This window comes from Parafilimonas sp., from assembly GCF_047606085.1.
Classification (GTDB): domain Bacteria; phylum Bacteroidota; class Bacteroidia; order Chitinophagales; family Chitinophagaceae; genus Parafilimonas.
Genome location: NZ_JASGEX010000128.1, coordinates 1 through 18432 on the forward strand (window position 1 = coordinate 1; position 18432 = coordinate 18432).

General features: G+C 42.6%; 19 protein-coding genes. 10 read left to right on the plus strand and 9 right to left on the minus strand.

What is annotated here, in order from left to right; all coding sequences use genetic code 11:
- Positions 1-397 precede the first annotated feature (397 nt).
- The gene (locus QM629_RS11395) at positions 398-1000 is read left to right on the plus strand and encodes a superoxide dismutase family protein (protein ID WP_415159996.1); all 603 of its coding nucleotides are present in this window, start codon (positions 398-400) and stop codon (positions 998-1000) included.
- Between the two features lie 264 nt (positions 1001-1264).
- Here QM629_RS11395 and QM629_RS11400 read toward each other — a convergent pair whose 3' ends face one another.
- Positions 1265-1501 (minus strand): TfoX/Sxy family protein, encoded by a 237-nt coding sequence (locus tag QM629_RS11400; RefSeq protein WP_415159997.1) that lies wholly within the window; start codon positions 1499-1501, stop codon positions 1265-1267.
- Between the two features lie 69 nt (positions 1502-1570).
- Here QM629_RS11400 and QM629_RS11405 point away from each other — a divergent pair, with 69 nt between their 5' ends.
- Positions 1571-2017, plus strand: coding sequence for an RrF2 family transcriptional regulator (locus QM629_RS11405; RefSeq protein ID WP_415159998.1), 447 nt, complete (start codon positions 1571-1573; stop codon positions 2015-2017).
- A 66-nt stretch (positions 2018-2083) separates the two neighbouring features.
- Positions 2084-2734, plus strand: a complete 651-nt coding sequence (locus QM629_RS11410; protein ID WP_415159999.1) for an NAD(P)-dependent oxidoreductase — start codon at positions 2084-2086, stop codon at positions 2732-2734.
- A gap of 57 nt (positions 2735-2791) precedes the next feature.
- Here QM629_RS11410 and QM629_RS11415 read toward each other — a convergent pair whose 3' ends face one another.
- The 5 genes from QM629_RS11415 to eat all read right to left on the minus strand — a co-directional run bounded on the left by QM629_RS11415 (position 2792) and on the right by eat (position 8594).
- Entirely contained in the window at positions 2792-3289 is a 498-nt protein-coding gene (locus tag QM629_RS11415) for a cupin domain-containing protein (protein WP_415160000.1), read from the minus strand.
- Positions 3290-3380: 91 nt separating this feature from the next.
- Positions 3381-4169: an ethanolamine ammonia-lyase subunit EutC gene (eutC, locus tag QM629_RS11420; protein WP_415160001.1), complete on the minus strand. Its 789-nt coding sequence runs from the start codon at positions 4167-4169 to the stop codon at positions 3381-3383.
- Between the two features lie 2 nt (positions 4170-4171).
- Positions 4172-5551, minus strand: coding sequence for an ethanolamine ammonia-lyase subunit EutB (locus tag QM629_RS11425; protein ID WP_415160002.1), 1380 nt, complete (start codon positions 5549-5551; stop codon positions 4172-4174).
- A 101-nt stretch (positions 5552-5652) separates the two neighbouring features.
- Positions 5653-7113, minus strand: a complete 1461-nt coding sequence (locus tag QM629_RS11430) for a S41 family peptidase (RefSeq protein WP_415160003.1) — start codon at positions 7111-7113, stop codon at positions 5653-5655.
- Between the two features lie 185 nt (positions 7114-7298).
- Positions 7299-8594, minus strand: a complete 1296-nt coding sequence (gene eat / locus QM629_RS11435; RefSeq protein ID WP_415160004.1) for an ethanolamine permease — start codon at positions 8592-8594, stop codon at positions 7299-7301.
- Between the two features lie 562 nt (positions 8595-9156).
- Here eat and QM629_RS11440 point away from each other — a divergent pair.
- Together QM629_RS11440 and QM629_RS11445 are read left to right on the plus strand one after the other, a co-directional pair.
- On the plus strand, positions 9157-9270 hold the full coding sequence (locus QM629_RS11440; protein ID WP_415160012.1) for a type II toxin-antitoxin system RelE/ParE family toxin: 114 nt from the start codon (positions 9157-9159) through the stop codon (positions 9268-9270).
- Positions 9248-9556: a helix-turn-helix domain-containing protein gene (locus QM629_RS11445; protein WP_415160005.1), complete on the plus strand. Its 309-nt coding sequence runs from the start codon at positions 9248-9250 to the stop codon at positions 9554-9556. Before QM629_RS11440 ends, QM629_RS11445 begins: the two co-directional genes overlap by 23 nt.
- Before the next feature lie 172 nt (positions 9557-9728).
- On the opposite strand, the gene QM629_RS11450 is transcribed toward QM629_RS11445, so the two are convergent.
- Both QM629_RS11450 and xylA read right to left on the minus strand, forming a co-directional pair.
- The gene (locus QM629_RS11450; protein ID WP_415160006.1) at positions 9729-11216 is read right to left on the minus strand and encodes a xylulokinase; all 1488 of its coding nucleotides are present in this window, start codon (positions 11214-11216) and stop codon (positions 9729-9731) included.
- Between the two features lie 2 nt (positions 11217-11218).
- Positions 11219-12547: a xylose isomerase gene (xylA, locus tag QM629_RS11455; RefSeq protein WP_415160007.1), complete on the minus strand. Its 1329-nt coding sequence runs from the start codon at positions 12545-12547 to the stop codon at positions 11219-11221.
- Positions 12548-12759: 212 nt separating this feature from the next.
- Here xylA and QM629_RS11460 point away from each other — a divergent pair, with 212 nt between their 5' ends.
- From QM629_RS11460 to QM629_RS11475, 4 genes are all read left to right on the plus strand, one after another.
- Complete coding sequence (locus tag QM629_RS11460) at positions 12760-13794, plus strand: LacI family DNA-binding transcriptional regulator (RefSeq protein ID WP_415160008.1); 1035 nt, start codon at positions 12760-12762, stop codon at positions 13792-13794.
- Between the two features lie 518 nt (positions 13795-14312).
- Positions 14313-14573 (plus strand): hypothetical protein, encoded by a 261-nt coding sequence (locus tag QM629_RS11465; protein ID WP_415160013.1) that lies wholly within the window; start codon positions 14313-14315, stop codon positions 14571-14573.
- A 3-nt stretch (positions 14574-14576) separates the two neighbouring features.
- Positions 14577-15716, plus strand: coding sequence for an endo-1,4-beta-xylanase (locus QM629_RS11470; protein ID WP_415160009.1), 1140 nt, complete (start codon positions 14577-14579; stop codon positions 15714-15716).
- A gap of 96 nt (positions 15717-15812) precedes the next feature.
- Entirely contained in the window at positions 15813-16322 is a 510-nt protein-coding gene (locus tag QM629_RS11475) for an MFS transporter (RefSeq protein WP_415160014.1), read from the plus strand.
- On the opposite strand, the gene bioB is transcribed toward QM629_RS11475, so the two are convergent.
- Positions 16203-17198: a biotin synthase BioB gene (gene bioB / locus QM629_RS11480; protein WP_415160010.1), complete on the minus strand. Its 996-nt coding sequence runs from the start codon at positions 17196-17198 to the stop codon at positions 16203-16205. The two genes, QM629_RS11475 and bioB, sit on opposite strands and share 120 nt — an antisense overlap.
- A gap of 906 nt (positions 17199-18104) precedes the next feature.
- Here bioB and QM629_RS11485 point away from each other — a divergent pair.
- Positions 18105-18314 carry an AAA family ATPase gene (locus QM629_RS11485; protein ID WP_415160011.1) on the plus strand — a complete coding sequence of 70 codons (210 nt, stop codon included), beginning with the start codon at positions 18105-18107 and terminating at the stop codon, positions 18312-18314.
- Positions 18315-18432: the final 118 nt, after the last annotated feature.

Sequence of the window (18432 nt, forward strand, 5' to 3'; positions counted from 1 at the left end):
ACTTGGGCTAAAGCCCATTGTGCAAGGGTTTCAGATATATAACCCCGGGCTTAAGCCTGGGGTTAGTAAAAAGCAGGCCCATAAAGGGCTTTAGCCCAAGAGAAAATATTTTAGTCGGACAACAATGGTTTTTTTATTTTAATAAAGCCTGAATTACGGTTTCTGGAAGGCAGAAATGATGAGGATGTAAAAGGCCTTTTAAAAATCCCTTTCGGCAATTCTATAAAAACGGATTATTAGCGGCCAGCAATAAATGAATAATGAGCTATGAGTGGCTTGCAGCTTGTAGCGTGAAGCTTGCAGCTTACTACTTACAGCAAACGAGTAATATTTTGGTAATAACCTTCATGGTAAGATATTTGCATTATAAATTAGTTTTATTTAAAAATTCTTAATCATGAAACAACTACAAATCAAGCATGTACTGCAATGTATGCTGGTAACAGCATCATTTGCCATAGTTTCCTGTGGCACTTCCACATCTTCTGAAACAGCCGGCGACAGTTCTTCTATGTCGTCAATGGATTCTTCGGCTGCACCTGCAGCGCCGGTAACGCATGCAGAAGCGGTAATTACAGGCACAAAAGCCGATACTGCTGTTGATGGCACAGCAAGCTTTGATGAAGACAACGGCAAAGTTAAATTAACACTTAGCCTTACCATACCCAAAATGGCCAATAAAACGGTTGCAGTTCATATACACCAGCATCCTGATTGCGGTGACAACGGCATGGCTACACATGGCCACTGGAATCCTACCGGTGCACAGCATGGCAAATGGGGCAGCGACAGCTTTCACCTGGGAGATATTGGCAATGTGAAATTAGATGAACAAGGCAAGGGTTCGCTTGAAATGTCAACAGACCTGTGGACGCTTGGTTCAGATACAGCCAGCAGCGTTTTAAATCATGCCATTATTGTGCACAATGGCGTTGATGATTATAAAACACAACCTACCGGCAATGCAGGCGGGCGAATTGGCTGCGGTGTTATTAAATAACAATTTCTAAAACAGGTATAAGGGGCCGTCTTAAAAGGGCAGCCTCTTTTTATTACCATACTTTATAGGTTATTATATTGGCTAATTTATTTTGGCCGGTTTTTGTATTTGTTTCTGATTGTAGCAGCTAAATTGAATCAGCCATTTATATGCAGGAAATCTTCTTTTTCTTTTTGGAGGCTTTTACTTTAGGATTATAGTCCAATGCCAGTTGTGCCCAATAGCTTGGTTGCTTCTTTCTATCCGGCACTAATTCATTCACCACTACATAGCTATCCAGTGCCTTCTGTGCATGATCATACCTGAACAGCCTTGTTTTTCAACCAGTTCATCATGTAATGCAGGATCAATGCGCAGCATAATATTATTATCACGAACCGCAATGCATAATTTGTCATCCACCATAAAGGCCATACCGCTGAACATTTTCTTTTCCTCCACTTTGTCAATATCGGATAACAGCTCACGAACACAGTTGGTAAGCTTTTCATTAACAGGCATAGTATAATTGTATTGCCAATAAAGGCAAATGATAAAAATTTTTTAAACTGTAATATTTTTTGTTACAGTATGAAACAGATATTTATTTTTACGCTGTTTTATTTGATTATGAACAATATCAGGCTTTCAACATCCATTCATATTATGTGCCTGCTGGCATACCGGCAGGAGGAATTGTTATCGTCTGATTACATTGCTTCAAGCATTAATATCAATCCTGCTGTTGTAAGAAAGGAGATCAGCTATCTTAAAAAGCATAATCTTGTGGAGAGCAAGGAAGGAAAGGGTGGCGGCAATATGCTTGGCAAGCCTGCAAAAAATATCCTTCTGTCCGATATTTATAAAGCGGTGTTGCAGCAACCCGCTTTAGGTAAAACAAACGATACCAATCCTAAATGCCCGGTGGGCAAACACATCAATAAGCATCTTAAAACATTGTATGCAGCAGCAGAACTGTCTTTATTAAAACGGCTGGAAAAGGTTACACTGAGTGATTTCATAAAACAGTTCCGGTAAAAATTTTTTTACAATTAACTGTAATCATTTTAATTACAGTATTAATCAATATAAAAACAAAGAAATATGAAAGTAGCATTGATCGGTGCATCCGGTTTTGTTGGCAAAGCCATTTTAAATGAACTTTTGTCAAGAGGCCATTTCGTAACGGGCATTGTTCGTCATCCTGAAAAAATCGCTTCTCAAAAAAACTTAACACTTGCAAAGGCTGATGCTTTTGATGAAGGCGCTATAGCCAATGCGGTGAAAGGGCATGATGCCGTTATAAGCGCCTACAATTCCGGCTGGTCCAACCCCAACATTTACGACGATTTTATTAATGCCTCCAAATCTATACAGGCCGGGGTAAAGAAAAGCGGCGTAAAAAGGTATATTGTTATTGGCGGCGCCGGCAGCCTGTATGTTGCTGATGGTGTGCAGTTGGTTGATTCACCACAATTCCCGGAGGAATATAAAGCCGGTGCAACCGCAGCCCGTGATTATTATACGTACATTAAGAATGAAAACGATTTGGACTGGACTTTCTTCAGCCCGGCAATTGAAATGCACCAGGGCACAGCGGGTGTGCGCAGGGGGGCTTACAGAACGGCTCTGGACAATCCTGTGTTTGATGAGAATGGCAGAAGCATTCTTTCTGTTGAAGACCTGGCAGTGGCTATTGTTGATGAACTGGAAAATCCAAAGCATATTAAACAGCGGTTTACTGCTGCGTATTAATCTGATCTGCCTATACCGGTCTGACGCTTCAAAGCGTCAGACCGGCATCACGTAAATTTACCTGCACAATCTTGATATAATCACTGCATGCTCCGGAAACGCTGATAACAATTCCGTTTTATCCGCCATTTCAAAATCAGCAAAATCAAAGCCCGGGGCAACCGTGCAGCCGCTTAATACAAAGTGGCTGCCGGCTGTACATTCGGCGGCAAACCATGCATGGGCAGGCACAACAAACTGAAAGGTTTCACCTTTATCTATAGCGCCACCTAATTGTATGCATTTATAGTTGCCGTTGTTATGCAAAACATGAATTAATAAAGTATCACCTGCATAATGATGCCAGCATTCATCACTTTTAATGCGATGAAATGCAGAGCAATCCCCTGCTTCCAGCAAATAGTAAATAGCAGTTGAATAATGCCGCGCTTCCGAAAAATGTAGTAATGCACCGGCGGGAATAATGCCTTCGCTCCTGTAAGTTTCTGCATAATAACCCCCTTCGGGATGTGGTTTTAAATTCAGGTGCTTTATGTAAAAATCAGCGTTATTCATTCATTAATAAATTTTATGAAAGGCCACCCACAGATCGTGCAGAAGATGATTGAATTTCATTTGCGACGATCTGCGTATTCTGCAGGCAAAATTATCCGCGTAGTTGTGCTGAATTATGCAAAGCCATTGTTTGCATATCAGCCTCTTTTAAACCAACGCCGGAAAGTTGTAAGCGCATAGCTTCGCTTATTAAATAAAAAATTTTGTTTACGGCGTCTGCATAACTTAATCCCTCCGGCCTGATGTTGGAAATACAGTTGCGCGATTCGTCTGTTAAGCCCGGTTTTGGATGGTAGGTTATATAAGCGCCCAGGCTGTCGTGCGCGCTCAGTCCCGGCCTTTCGCCAATCAGTATAACAGAAAGTTTTGCTTTAAGCAGCGAAGCGGTTTCATCAGCCACGGCAACCCGGCCATGTTGTACAATGCATAAGGGCGCTATATTGAATCTGCATGCTTCAAGCGCAGGTATCAATAAAGATAATACCTGCATGGCATGGCGGTTAATCGCCGTGCCTGATAAACCGTCTGTAATGGTTATGCAAACATCATAGCTTGTTTCACCGGCATTGTTTAATTCATTCATCGAATCCTGGTGCAGCCTGCGGCCAAGATCAGGCCGTTTAAGATAAATATGTTTATCAGCCGCCCTGCTTCTGAGTATATAAACGGGCAGCTTAAAAGCCTGGACAGCACTCAGCAAATGATCAATATCCGGCAAAGAAAAAACCGCATCCCTTGCATGTGCATGATCCATCTTAAACTGCAGCATTTCTCTGGATGGCAACGAAACACCCTGTCTGCCCAAAGCAATTCTTGCCTGCGTAAATTTTTTTAGAGATGATAATGTATCCGGTGGTTGTATATTGGTTGTATCACCCATATCTATAAAAAGTTTTCCAGTAATTGTTGCTGTGCCATACCTGAAGGCAAAATATTGCCATCATCATCTGTAATGCCCTGTTTTAACAGCCACCGCTCAAACTCCGGCGCCGGTTTTAAATTCAAAGCTTTTCTTACAAACAATATATCATGAAAAGATGTTGACTGGTAATTCAGCATGATGTCATCGGCGCCGGGCACACCCATTATAAAATTGCAACCCGCTGCGCCCAGCAGTAACAGCAGGTTATCCATATCATCCTGGTCGGCTTCTGCATGATTGGTATAGCAAACATCAATGCCCATCGGAAGGCCAAGCAGCTTGCCGCAAAAATGGTCTTCCAGGGCGGCGCGCGTTATTTGTTTGCCATCGTATAAATATTCAGGGCCGATAAAACCAACAACAGAATTTACAAGCAAAGGCCTGAACAGCCTGGCCACTGCATAAGCGCGGGCCTCACAGGTTTGCTGGTCAATATGGCAGTGTGCACTGGCAGATAAAGAGGAGCCCTGCCCTGTTTCAAAATACATAAAATTATGGCCAATGGTTGAACGGTGTAAGGATGAACCCGCTTCATAAGCCTCTTTCAGTAAAGAAAGATTGATACCAAAGCTGCTGTTGGTTTTTTCTGTTCCCCCAATGGATTGAAACACCAGGTCAACAGGCGCGTTTTTATGAATTAAATCAATGGTTGTAGTAATATGCGATAATACACAGGATTGCGTTGGGATAGAAAACTTTTCAATCAAATCATCCATCAAACATAATAAGGTATATGCCTGTGCAGGGCTGTCTGTTGCCGGATTAATGCCGATAACCGCGTCGCCGCAGCCGTATAATAAACCGTCAACAATGCTGGCTGCAATGCCTTTTATATCATCGGTAGGATGGTTAGGCTGCAGCCTGGAAGAGAACCTGCCTTTCAGCCCTATTGTATTCCTGAATTTTGTTACCACTTCGCATTTCTGAGCAACAAGTATAAGGTCCTGGTTGCGCATGATCTTGCTTACGGCAGCGACCATCTCGGGCGTAAAGGCAAACTGCAGTTGCTGTAAAGTTGCAGTATCCGCTTCATCTGTTAACAGCCAGTCCCGCAGATCGCCAATTGTATAAGCGCTTATATATTTAAAATTGATGGTATCATGCGTATCAATTATCAGCCTCGTTATTTCATCTTCTTCATATCCAATAACAGTATCATTCAAAAAAGTTTTTAGCGGCACATCAGCGAGACACATTTGCCCTGCAATGCGCTCTTCATAGCTGTTGGCCGTTAAACCGGCCAATGCATCGCCGCTGCGGTAAGGCGTAGCCTTCGCCATTAATGTTTTCAGATCATTAAAATGGTATGTATGGTTATGTACGGTATGCTTATAGCTCATTTGCCCTCAAAATAGTAAAGAATTTTGGTTGATGAAAGCTTTCAAAATGCCAGGCTCAAAATTATTAGCGGCATTGCACTTTGTTTAAGCCGGGGCAAGTTTTATTTATCATCTAAAACACCTCTTACAAAATCAACCCATTGATGGCCTGGAATGGTTTTATCAATGTAATAATCAGGCTGTATGCCTTTGCTGTCAATAGTCATATCGGGAATACGCAGGCTTTTGGAGCGGCAGTACCATAATTCAAAATCATTGCAGGGCGATTTAACGTTATACATATTGGAAATATCCAAAGACCCAAAAGTAGTGGTGCCAAATAGTTTTACTTTTTTACTTTGTTTTGCCGCCAGCAAAAACTCTTCTGTTGTGCTTGCATTGTTTTCATTAATAATGATGGCCACGTTGGCCGGCTTCGGGTAAATTGTATCCATGGTTTCAATGGCTACAGGTTTATCCGAAAGCCGCACAAATTTTCCCAGGTTTTTGCTAAGCGTATCGTATGCTTTCTTAAATTCTTCACGGTCATTTTCGCTAAAACGGCCATCCTTTGAATATTGCAGCATAGCCTCGTTATTTAGTTTGGTTGATAATAATTCAGCCCAAACTGTTCTTACCGGGTTAGTATAGAGATAAGGCATCAGTTTCCCAAAAGAAGCATCGGCGCCGCCGCCGTTATTGCGCACATCAATTATAAGGTTCAGTGTACTGGAAATGGCAGTTTTGTTAGCTTCAATAACGCTGTCTATTGCCCGTTTTTGTGAAATGTCAAAGCTTGGTATCCTTATATAAGCCGTTTTTTCAGATAACTGTTTAAAATAAGGTGTGCCGGTATATAAGTATTGAACATAATCTTTAATGCTTTGCGGGTCGTCAAAGTTTTTTGACTGCCTTTTTAAATACAGTATATCGCCAACATTTATGAGGTTATTACCTATTATTTCAACATTATGGTTTGGGTTTTCAGAAAAGTCGCGCATCCAGAAATTGGCAGTATAACTGCTATCGGCAGCCGGGTATAATTTGAGTTTTACCTGGCCTTTTTTCCATTGCGTGCCGGGTGCATCAATTATAAAACCGCTGTAACCGCTATCGGTTTTTACAATGCCAACCGTATATGGTTCCGATACCCAGATACCTTCCGGCGTGGGCGAATTCAGCGCTTCAATTTTTTGCTTAAAAGCTGTTTCATCTATTGGCAATGTTTCATGCCGGGCAACAACATTGCTGTCTGCCATAGTGGGCGCCTGCTGCTGGTTGCTATTGTTTAACAGGTTTATGCCTATATGGCCTTTCCTGAAAAAACTGAGCCATTCATACAAAATGGGCGTGCATTCGGTAGTAGTTTTAGCCTGTTTAACCTTTGCGAGGATGGCCGCATTATGCGCTTCATAAGAAGCTTTTCCTTTCTGGTCTATTACATATTGAAAGCCTGCATCATTTTGTTCAAAAGTTTGCTTTGTCCATAAAAAATCGCTTTCGCAATTACAATTTTTTTGGGCTGAAACAACAGATGATGATAACATAAGAAAGATGAATGCAAGGCAGAAAATTTTTGTCATACTGGTTGTTGGTTTAAACATTTGCTTGTAAATATTCAACAGCTATGCCAAATGCTGAAATGCTTTGTGCATAAAGGTTCCGGAGATGCAGCGTTAAAAAAATGTACGAAAGCAAACAGGCTGTGTGCGATTGTAAGCAGCGTTGCAGTTGAATCCTTGATACAATTAACAACATTGAAAAATTTTTATATCTCCAACCTTTTCCCCATCATTCTAAACACCAGCCATACCATCATCAGCCCTGCAAAAAATATGATACTTAATATAAGGTTATAGTAAATGATAGCAATTAATGAAATGATGGAAAGCGTTAATGCAATACCGGGAAACCAAGGGTACAAAGGCGTTTTGAAGGAAGGCCGGTGCGAGGCCTGTTTTCTTAATTTAAACAGGCTTATCATACTGATGCAATACATCACTACAGCGCCCAAAGCGGATATAATAATTACCTTATCCGTTGTACCGGTGAATAAAGAAATAAGGCCGGCAAGCATGCCGGCAAGCAACGCCCAGTGTGGCGTTTGAAATCTTGTATTTACGCGGCTTAATACAGCAGGCAGAAAGCCGTCTCTTGATAAAGCAAATATCTGTCTTGAGTAACCAATAATAAGGCTGTGAAAAGAAGCTATCAAACCAAATAAGCCAATGCCTGCAAAAATTTTTGTCCAGCTATTGGTCTTGCCCAGCACCATGGCAATGGATGCCGGCAAGGGATAATCAATGGTGCTTAAGCTTTTCCAGTTGCCAATGCCGCCTGAAAAAATCATTACGGCCAGCGCCAGCAGCACAAGTGTTACAATGCCTGCTATATATCCTTTCGGAATATTGCGCTTGGGGTCTTTCACTTCTTCCGCCACCATGGCAACGCCTTCAATGCCTAAGTAAAACCAAATTGCAAAAGGTATGGCCGCAAATATGCCGGTAATGCCAAAAGGCATATTATCCTGCATAAAATTTTTTGTTTGGAATGATGGCGAAACAATGCCGATAAAGATCAGCAGCTCCGCCACTGCCAGCACTGTTACGATAAGATTAAACACCGCCGACTCTTTTATGCCCAGCATATTAATGATGGTAAAAATTACATAACAGCCAACGGCAGTGTACATAACAGGAATTTCACTATGCAGGAAATGCACATAACTGCCCAGCGCAAAAGCAATGGCCGGCGGCGCAAAAACAAATTCAATCAGCGTGGCATAACCTGCAATTAAACCACCCGTTGCACCAAAAGCTTTTAAGGCGTAAGTAGATGGGCCGCCGGCATCGGGAATGCTGGTAGTAAGCTCTGTAAAACTGAAAATAAAGGTTATATACAAAACAGTGATAATAATGGTGGCGATTAAAAAGCCCATGGTGCCGGCCACGCTCCAGCCATAGTTCCAGCCAAAATATTCACCCGATATTACAAGGCCAACCGCCAGCGCCCATAAATGCACCGGCCGCAGCACTTTTTTTAAAGTACCTGTTTGCTCGCTCATGCCCGTAAACTAAAACATAAAAATGAAAGAAAGAAAAATTTTGGGAATGGAAACGATTATTAGCTTAAAGGGCAGCGCGCCGGAAGTAAATTCATATTATGCGCTTAAGAAGGATAATTAGTCTGCAGTGTCAGTCCAATGGGTTAAAAATTTAGCTGCAGTTCTTGGCTTTATAATAGAAGGAAACGGAAGAATTAAAGACATATTAGAGGGTGTTAATTAAGATAAAAATTCAGAAGTAAAGACGTACACTGAAATCATGTCAGCGATACAAAAATTAAATTAAACTGCCACCAATAACTAAGCTTCCGTTTCGCCCGCAGGACGAGAAGTGATCCGCCGCGGCGGATCACTATCCTACAGTTGCCCCTCTTGCATTATTCCCGTTGTTAGATATAAAGGCATCAGCAAATTGTAAAGTTTGCTTTATTATAAGGAATCCATTGCACAGCGAAAGCCCATATTCGAGGCGCTGCTATCCCTTTTACAGGCATCTGCCCGCATTTGATCGGCAATTATTAAAACAATGTTGGGCTTTTGCTTTTTTTGACCAGGGGAATTAATTGTTGTTGCTAATGGTTTTCAGAAAAAATCGCAAAAGGCACCTAAAAACGAAATCGAATTAGCAAAGAAAATTCAAAAAGAATATTTCAATGAAAAAGGAAAAACAAAATAACCTGACTTCGTTCAGCGACCATCTTGACAAACGATATGGCAAACGCGGCACTGAAATCCGTGAGGCTTATGAACAAGAATTTGAAGCATTCAAATTGGGCGTATTGATTCAGGAAATGCGGGAAAAGCAAAACATGACACAAGAACAACTTGCTGTAAAATGCGGGACGACAAAATCGTACATTTCAAGAATTGAAAATAATGCCAGTGACATAAGGCTTTCAACACTTATGCGCATAATTCAGCAAGGTTTAGGGGAACATTTACGCCTGACAGTCACCTCCTGACAATGGCACGAACAGGCAACATTGGGTTTTACGCAGGTGGGCTGGCAGAATACTATTTTCCCATCTGTACAAAGCTCTGTCCAAAATGCGCTCCTGCACAGGCGCATTCTAAATTTTGCTTTATTGGCCTTGTGAAAATCTGGGATGTGCCCCGTTAAACAATCTAATAATTTCACTGCTGTTCGCTATTCAGTTGTTTCTGCAGTGCAGCTTTCCATTGCTGATAAAGTTCATCATACCGCGCGGCTTGTTCCGGATTAATTACCTGTAATTTTTTGCTGTTGGCAAAGGCCTCCTGCGGATTTTTAAAATAACCAATACCTATCCCGGCGCCCAATGCAGCGCCAACGCTTCCATCACAATCATATAATTCTACGGGCACATTGGCCGCGTTTACAAAGGCTTCGCAAAATACAGGGCTTAAAAACATATTAGCCCTGCCGGCACGGATTACAGTAGGCTGCATGCCATTGCTGCGCATAATATCCAGGCCATACCGGAAAGCGAATGCAATGCCTTCCTGCGCCGCGCGGGCCACATGGGCGTTAGCATGTTTATTCAAATCAATGTGCTGTATATGTGCGCCAACGATTTTGTTGTTCAGCATGCGCTCTGCACCGTTGCCAAAGGGTAAAATCAATAAACCATCGCTGCCCGGCTTAACAGAGGAAGCCATTGCGTTCATGTCAGGATAAGCAACATTGCCGCTCAGATGCCTGATCCATTTGTTTAAAATGCCCGTGCCATTTATACAAAGCAGCACGCCTACCCTTGTTTGCGCACTGCTGTGATTTACATGCGCAAAACTGTTTACACGGCTCTGCGGATCGCAGGTTAAAGCATCGCTCACACCATAAATAACGCCGGATGTTCCTGCCGTAGCCGCAACATCGCCAGGGTGAAAAACATGTAAAGAAAGCGCATTGTTTGGCTGGTCGCCGGCTTTATAGGAAACCGGAATGCCCGCTTTTAATGAAAGCGCATCAGCAACCGGTTTTGCCAGCCAGCCATGTTCGGCAAATACATGCTTTATTTCAGGGATAATGCGTGTATCGAAACCAAAACAGTTCATCACCTCTTCAGCAAGGGCATTGTTTTTAAAATCCCACAATATACCTTCTGACAGGGAGGAGGAGGTTGCGGTAATGCTGCCCGTTAATCGTTGTGCAATGAAATCGCCGGGCAGCATTATTTTATGGATCCTGTCAAAAATGCCCGGTTCATTTTCCTTAACCCACGCAAGTTTTGCAGCGGTAAAATTGCCCGGAGAATTTAAGAGGTGCTGCAGGCAATACGTTTCACCAAGCGCGGCAAAGGCTTTATCGCCATAAGGCACGGCACGGCTATCGCACCAGATAATGCTGTTGCGCAAAACATTACCTTCTTTATCCAGCAATACCAGCCCATGCATTTGGTAAGAGATGCCGATGGCGCCAATATCAGGCGGGTTGTATTTACCCGATTGATGAAGCTTCCTGATGGCGGTTTTTACATCTTCCCACCACCTTTCAGGCGGTTGTTCTGCCCAGCCGGGCTGTAATGAAATGATCTCCCTCTCTGTTTCCGGGTATTGTGCAGAAGCGATTGTTTGCTGTGTGGCCCCGTCAACAACGGAAACCTTTATGGAGGAAGTGCCAACATCTATGCCGAGTAATAACATGATTAAATATACCTGTTCACAATGTTTTCAAGATATTCCTGTTTGCCGCTTCTTGTTTCCGGCTCGCCTGCTTCAACGGCATAAGCATGCAAGTCTTCTAAAGTAAGCCTGCCGTCTTCAAATGCTTTGCCTTTGCCGCTATCGTAAGAAGCATACCGTTCTTTGCGCAATTGTTTGAAGTCTGATTTATTGAGAATATTATCGGCCGTAATCAAGGCGCGCGCAAACGTATCCATGCCGCCGATATGGGCATAGAAAATATCAGCCGGATCGGTGGAAGAGCGGCGGATCTTGGCATCGAAATTAATGCCGCCGCCCTGTATGCCGCCGGCTTCCAGCAAAACAAGCATGGCTTCTGTAAGCTCGTTAATATTATTGGGGAACTGATCTGTATCCCAGCCGTTTTGATAATCACCGCGGTTGGCATCGAGGGAGCCCAGCGCACCCGCATCTGCAGCCACCTGCAATTCATGCTGGAATGTATGGCCTGCAAGCGTGGCATGATTTACTTCAATATTAATTTTAAAATCATCCAGCAAATCCCACTGGCGCAAAAAGCCAATCACCGTTTCACAATCATAATCGTATTGATGTTTGGTAGGCTCCATTGGTTTTGGCTCAATCAGAAAAATCCCTGTAAAGCCATTCTTTCTTGCATAATCTTTTGCCGTGTGTAAGAACCGGGCCAGGTGTTCTTTCTCCCGCTTCATGTTTGTGTTCAGCAAGGTCATATAGCCTTCCCGTCCGCCCCAGAATACATATCCGTCGCCGCCTAATTCAATGGTGGCGTCAATAGCGCCTTTTACCTGCGCCGCCGCGTGTGCCAGAACAGTAAAATCAGGATTGGTGGATGCGCCGTTCATATATCTTGGATTAGAAAAAACATTGGCCGTGCCCCATAACAATTTCACCCCGCTGTCTTTCTGTTTTTGTTTGGCATATTCCACTATTGTCTGCAGGCGCCTGTCGTTATCTTTCACATCTGTGGTATAATCTACCAGGTCCGTATCATGAAAGCAATAAAATGGCAGGCTCATTTTAGTAATGAATTCAAACGCTGCATCCATTTTATCCTTCGCCCTTTCTATGGCGTCCGCTTTTTTATTCCACTGAAAAATATGCGTGCCGGGGCCAAACGGATCGCTCCCTTCATTTACAAACGAATGCCAGTAAGCACAGGCAAAACGGAAATGATCTTTTAATGTTTTTCCCGCAACAACCCTGTTTTCATCATACCAGCGAAAAGCTAACGGGTTATCGCTTTCCGGGCCTTCATATTTTACCGGCCCCAACCCTTTGAAATATTCTTTATTTCCTGATAGTACCTGCATAATTTATACTGTTTTATTTGCTGTAAAAAACAATTGATTAATGAATGAACCTGGTTTGAATAGTGTTTTCGATTATGCGTTACGGAATTTGTTTGATTGATTCAAAATGTATGGCGAAACAAAATTTGCAGCAATAATAAGAAAAATAAGCAACCGATTGCATAAATTTTTTTAAAGATATTTTATATTTACTGTCAAATTGTTATCTGACAGTGAAAGCTGAAAAGGAAATTACCATTTACGATATTGCAAAACAGCTTAACGTATCGCCCGCCACTGTAAGCCGGGCGCTGAATGACAGCCCTACCATAAGCATTGCCACGCGCAAAAGAATAAATGCGCTGGCGGAAAAGCTTGGCTACAGGCATAATACATTTGCCAGCAGCCTGCGGTTACAGAAAACACATACGATCGGCGTTATCCTGCATGAATTAAACAGTTATTTTATCACATCGGTATTGGCGGGGATTGAAAAAATTACAACAGAGGCCCGGTATAATCTTATAATAGTGCACTCTGCAGAAAATCCAGATCTTGAAGCAGCCAATGCCCGCAACCTTTTTCATAAACGTGTGGATGGCGTTATAGCTTCTCTTTCATTTGATACGGAAGACCTCTCCCATTTCAAACAGTTTCAAAACAAAAATATACCTGTCGTTTTTTTTGACCGGGTTTTTGAAAACAGCGACGGGGCAAAAGTTATCATCAATAATTACCAGGCCGGTTATGATGCAACGGCACATCTTATACAACAGGGCTGCAAACGTATTGCGCATATAACATCAAGCCTGAAAAGAAATGTATATGCTGAACGCATGCGCGGTTATAAACAAGCCTTGCAGGATAATCATTTAAAATTTAATGAAAAGCTTTTAATTATTGACGGATTTAAAGAAGAAGACGCCACCAGGTCAGCCACGCGCATCCTTTCGATGAAAAATTTGCCGGACGGCATTTTTATAACCAACGATTTTTGCGCGGCCGTTGTAATGCAGGCATTAAAAGACGCCGGCATCCGCATACCGCAGGATATTGCAATGGTAGGTTTTAATAATGACAGCATCGGTAAAGTGATCAGCCCTAAGCTAACTACCATAAACTATCCTGGTTTTGAAATGGGCCAGGTGGCCGCACGCACCTTAATCAATCACCTGAAAGGCACATGGGACGTGAACCTGACAAATACGGTTATTATAAAATCTGAACTGATTGTGCGGGAGTCTTCGTTAAAGAAGGGGGAAAAATAATTTTCCTTAAATAATTTCATGCAATCGGTTACAATAATTTAATTACATTGCTGCAAATTTATCAATTGTTCACATAATACCATCCGGATTGCCTGCTCAGACAGCATCACGTTTTCGTCTTATCAACCATATCTGCCGCAGTATGGCACAGCAGGTTAATAAAGGTGCAAGCGATCAATCTGCATGGAACGGTAACTATACACGAATGAAACCGAGCATGATAATTTTTTCTCACACAGGGGAATGTGCATAGTGAGGTTCCATGAGACCATTGAAAAAACAAACTTGTACGAATGAAACCGAGCATGATAATTTTTCTCACACAGGGGAATGTGCATAGCGAGGTTCCATGAGGCCATTGAAAAAACAAACCTGTACGAATGAAAAAACGGCAATTATAACAGGCGGCGGCGCAATTTGATTCCGCTCATGCAAAAGAGATTGCCGGTGTAATAAAAAAATATGCGCAGTATGCCTCGCGGAGAAAACCGGAACTGCTTGATGCGGAAACATACAGCATTGAAAATTATGATGAAGCGCCACAAATCATTTCACTTAATAACGATGAAACCAAAACCGGCGTTTGGGGCAAATGGGTTGCGGATAACATCAATATAAAAACAACCAGCCATTCTATCAGCAAACAGGGAAAACACACCATTAAATACCGGATGATAAGCCCGGCAGTAATCCTGCAAAAATTTGTGCTTGACTTTGGCGGATTAAAGCCCGGCTATCTCGGCCCGCCGGAAACAATTTTTAATGCAAAAAACAATTGATGCATGATAAAAAGATATTCATACATATTCATTATAACACTTGCGGCGCTTGGTTGTGCAACCAATAAAAAAACAACAACGCAGGCAACGCAAACGCCGTCTCTGAAAGAAACATTCAAAGACGATTTTCTTACCGGGACCGCCATGAGCGCACGGCAGATTGAAGGAAAAGATACGGCGGCCGTGAGGCTCATCAAACAGCAGTTCAATGCCGTTACGCCGGAAAATAGTATGAAGGCCGAAATGATTGAACCGGAATGGAATACATACAATTTTGATATGGCTGATAAATTAGTGGCCTTTGCAGCAAAGAATAACATTAAAGTAAATGCGCACACATTAATATGGCATAGCCAGTTGCCGGCCTTTATGCATCATGTACAAAATGCTGATTCCGTAAAGCAATATGTTGAGCATCATATTAACACGGTAGCCGGCCGCTATGATGGCAAAGTATATTCATGGGACGTAGTGAATGAAGCATTGAATGAAGATGGCACGCTGCGCAATTCTGTGTTTCTTGAAAAGCTTGGGCCGGATTATATCGTAGATGCATTCCGCCTTGCGCAACAAGCATCGCCGCATTCTAAATTATATTATAACGATTACAATATTGAAGAGCCGGAGAAAAGAGCAGGCGCTATTGCAATCATTAAAAAGATACAGGCCGCCGGCGTGCGCATTGATGGCGTAGGCATACAAGGGCACTGGCGCGCAGATAACGCTCCGCTTGCCGGCATTGAAGAAAGCATAAAAGCATTTGCTGCATTGGGCATTGAAGTAATGTTTACGGAGCTTGACCTGAGCGTTTTAAGAAATCCATGGGATAATAATACAGCCGACGTAAGCGCAACGGCAAAAGCTGATCCCGGTATGAATCCTTATGCAAACAGTTTGCCTGATTCCGTTGCACAAATACAATCAAAATCATACACCGATCTGTTTAAACTGTTTTTGAAATATAAAAAGAACATCAGCCGTGTTACATTCTGGGGCGTTAACGACGGGCAGTCATGGCTGAACAACTGGCCCGTCAGCGGAAGAACAAATTATCCCTTGCTGTTCGACAGGAACTTTAACCCCAAGCCTGCATTCTACAGCGTTATTGCCACGGCGTCATCAAATAAAGCTCAAACACATTAAACCTATACATGAACTCCAATACGATTGCCGGTTCACAAAAATTATCCGTTATTTGAAAAGCTTGGTTACAGTTTAGGCGACCTGGCTGCCAACTTTGTGTTTCAAACACTGGTTACTTACCTTGTTTATTTCTATACAGATATTTATGGATTAAAAACAGAACATGCTTCCCTGTTAATTCTTACAGCGGGGCTTATTGCCGCATTTGGTTTTAACCCGGTTATCGGCGCACTTGCCGACAGAACAAATTCACGCTGGGGCAAGTTTAGGCCGTGGATTTTATTAACGGCCATCCCGCTTGGCATCGTTGCATTGCTTGCATTCAGCACGCCCCATTTTTCTTACCAGGGAAAAGTAATTTATGCCGTTGTTACTTACACTTTGCTGTTGCTGTTATGTGCCGCCAGCAATCTTCCGTACTCTGCATTAAGCGGTGTTATTACCGGCGATATTACTCCCTGTTCACCGCTGGCAAGCCGCACTATATTATGCCAAAGCTGCTGCTGCAAATTCTTTTTCTTCCTTAAACGCCACCCTCGGTTTCAGGCCAAGCAAATTAAACATCGCATCATCTTCTTCAAAGCTTGGATTAGGCGTGGTCAATAATTTATCACCGGCAAAAATAGAATTGGCGCCGGCCATAAAGCATAATGCCTGCTCGCTCAGGCTCATACTTGTACGGCCTGCGCTTAAGCGTACCATTGCCTTCGGCATAAGAATGCGGGCGGTGGCAATCATGCGCACCATATCCCAAACATCTACTTTGTGACAATACTCCAATGGCGTTCCTGCAACAGGCACTAAAGCATTAACCGGCACGCTTTCCGGGTGTTCCGGCATGGTACATAAAGTATGCAGCATTTTTATGCGGTCTTCCTGTTTTTCACCCAAACCAATTATTCCGCCGCAGCAAACACTCACACCGGCTTTACGCACATTATCTAAAGTATCCAGGCGATCTCCATAAGTGCGCGTTGTAATAATATGCTCGTAATATTCAGAAGACGTATCAAGGTTATGATTGTAAGCATACAAACCGGCATCCGCCAGTTTCTGCGCCTGTGTTTCCGTAAGCATGCCCAGCGTACAGCAGACTTCCATGCCCATTTCATTCACGCCTTTCACCATTTCCAAAACACGGTCAAAGTCTCGGTTATCCCGCACTTCGCGCCAGGCGGCGCCCATGCAGAAACGGGTGCTGCCCGCGTCTTTTGCTTTTTGGGCATACGCCAGCACTTCATCTTTCTGCATCAATGCATGCACATGTATGCCGGTATTATAACGCGCCGCCTGCGGGCAGTAAGCGCAGTCTTCGGTGCAGCCGCCGGTTTTAATGCTCAGTAAAGTGCAAACCTGCACTTCTGCCGTATCATTGTATTTTTTGTGAACATTTGCCGCTCTTAATATCAGTTCAAGAACAGGTGTATTGTATATTTCGTAAATCTCTTCTATTGACCAGTTATTGCGAATACCATCCTGCATATAATCATCGTTTAAAGAAACAAAAATAGGGAAGTTGATTTTTATTGAAAGAAGAAGGTTTTGGGGCAGTCAGCAGCCGTGCAGGTATCAGCAGCAGTCCGGGCTATACGCTTTTACGCCGTCACAAAACGGCACGCCAACTTTCGGCGGGGTAACCGCTTCTATCCCGTGCCTTGGGGGTTGATGAAGGAATCTTTTTTAACGGTGGTGAATAAAGGTGGCCGTAAATAATTAGTAAGCCTGTCGGTATGCAAGCCAGGTTAAATATCTTTATGGTAATGCCCGCACACATTGCATACAGCATTCAGTTAAAAAACCCATTATTCATAAAAGGCAGGAGCATATTGCCATTTACTTTGATAAAGATAACCGCTTACATAACATTGCCCGAAAATTGCCCGCGCCAAATGGAGCGCCACCTGCAGATGCTGGTATGTATCATTAAACAAGGAATCCTGCGGGTCAAAAATATATTTATTTGAAAGCGAACAAACAGGTGCAGCCTATCCTCTCGCACCATGCAGCAAATTTTTACCAATGCAAAAACTAAAGCGGGAATAAAATAAGGATGTGGGCATATACAGCCTGCTCCACAGCGTTGCCACACATTTGCTGGAGAAGGCATTGATGTAAAGTATATAAAAGAATTGTTAGGTCATTTTGATATAAGGACCACAGAGCGGTATTTGCATGTAAGCCGGGAAAAGCTGATAAATATAATAAGCCCGTTAGACAGTTTATATGAAGCAGGTGAAGCGGTGGATTGCCGACACTGACAATAAAAAAAAGCGAATTGAAAAGCGTTGATTTACAATGCTGAATTTTTTTTATTATTTCGTACTATTCGGTAATTTACGTGTTGTGTGCAATTGTGAAAATCCCTATGATTGAAGATTTTATCATTAAATGACAACAAAAAATAATTTTTACATAATTACAGGTGGACCAGGTGCAGGCAAAACGACTTTACTTGAAAAGCTTTCAACAAAAGGCTATTCATTTGTGCCAGAGACTGCCAGACAAATAATTAAGAACCGACTTGCATTGGGACAAAGCCCTAGACCAGACCCATTATCATTTGCAAAGGATATTTTTGATATATACTATATTGTCTAAATAATTCCGATTTTGTAACTTTGTTGAAAAACCATGAGTTACAAAATTTCCCTATCAGTAAAGGAACAAAGAGAATTAAAGTACCTATTACAAAAGACGGAACAGGCCAAGATATTGA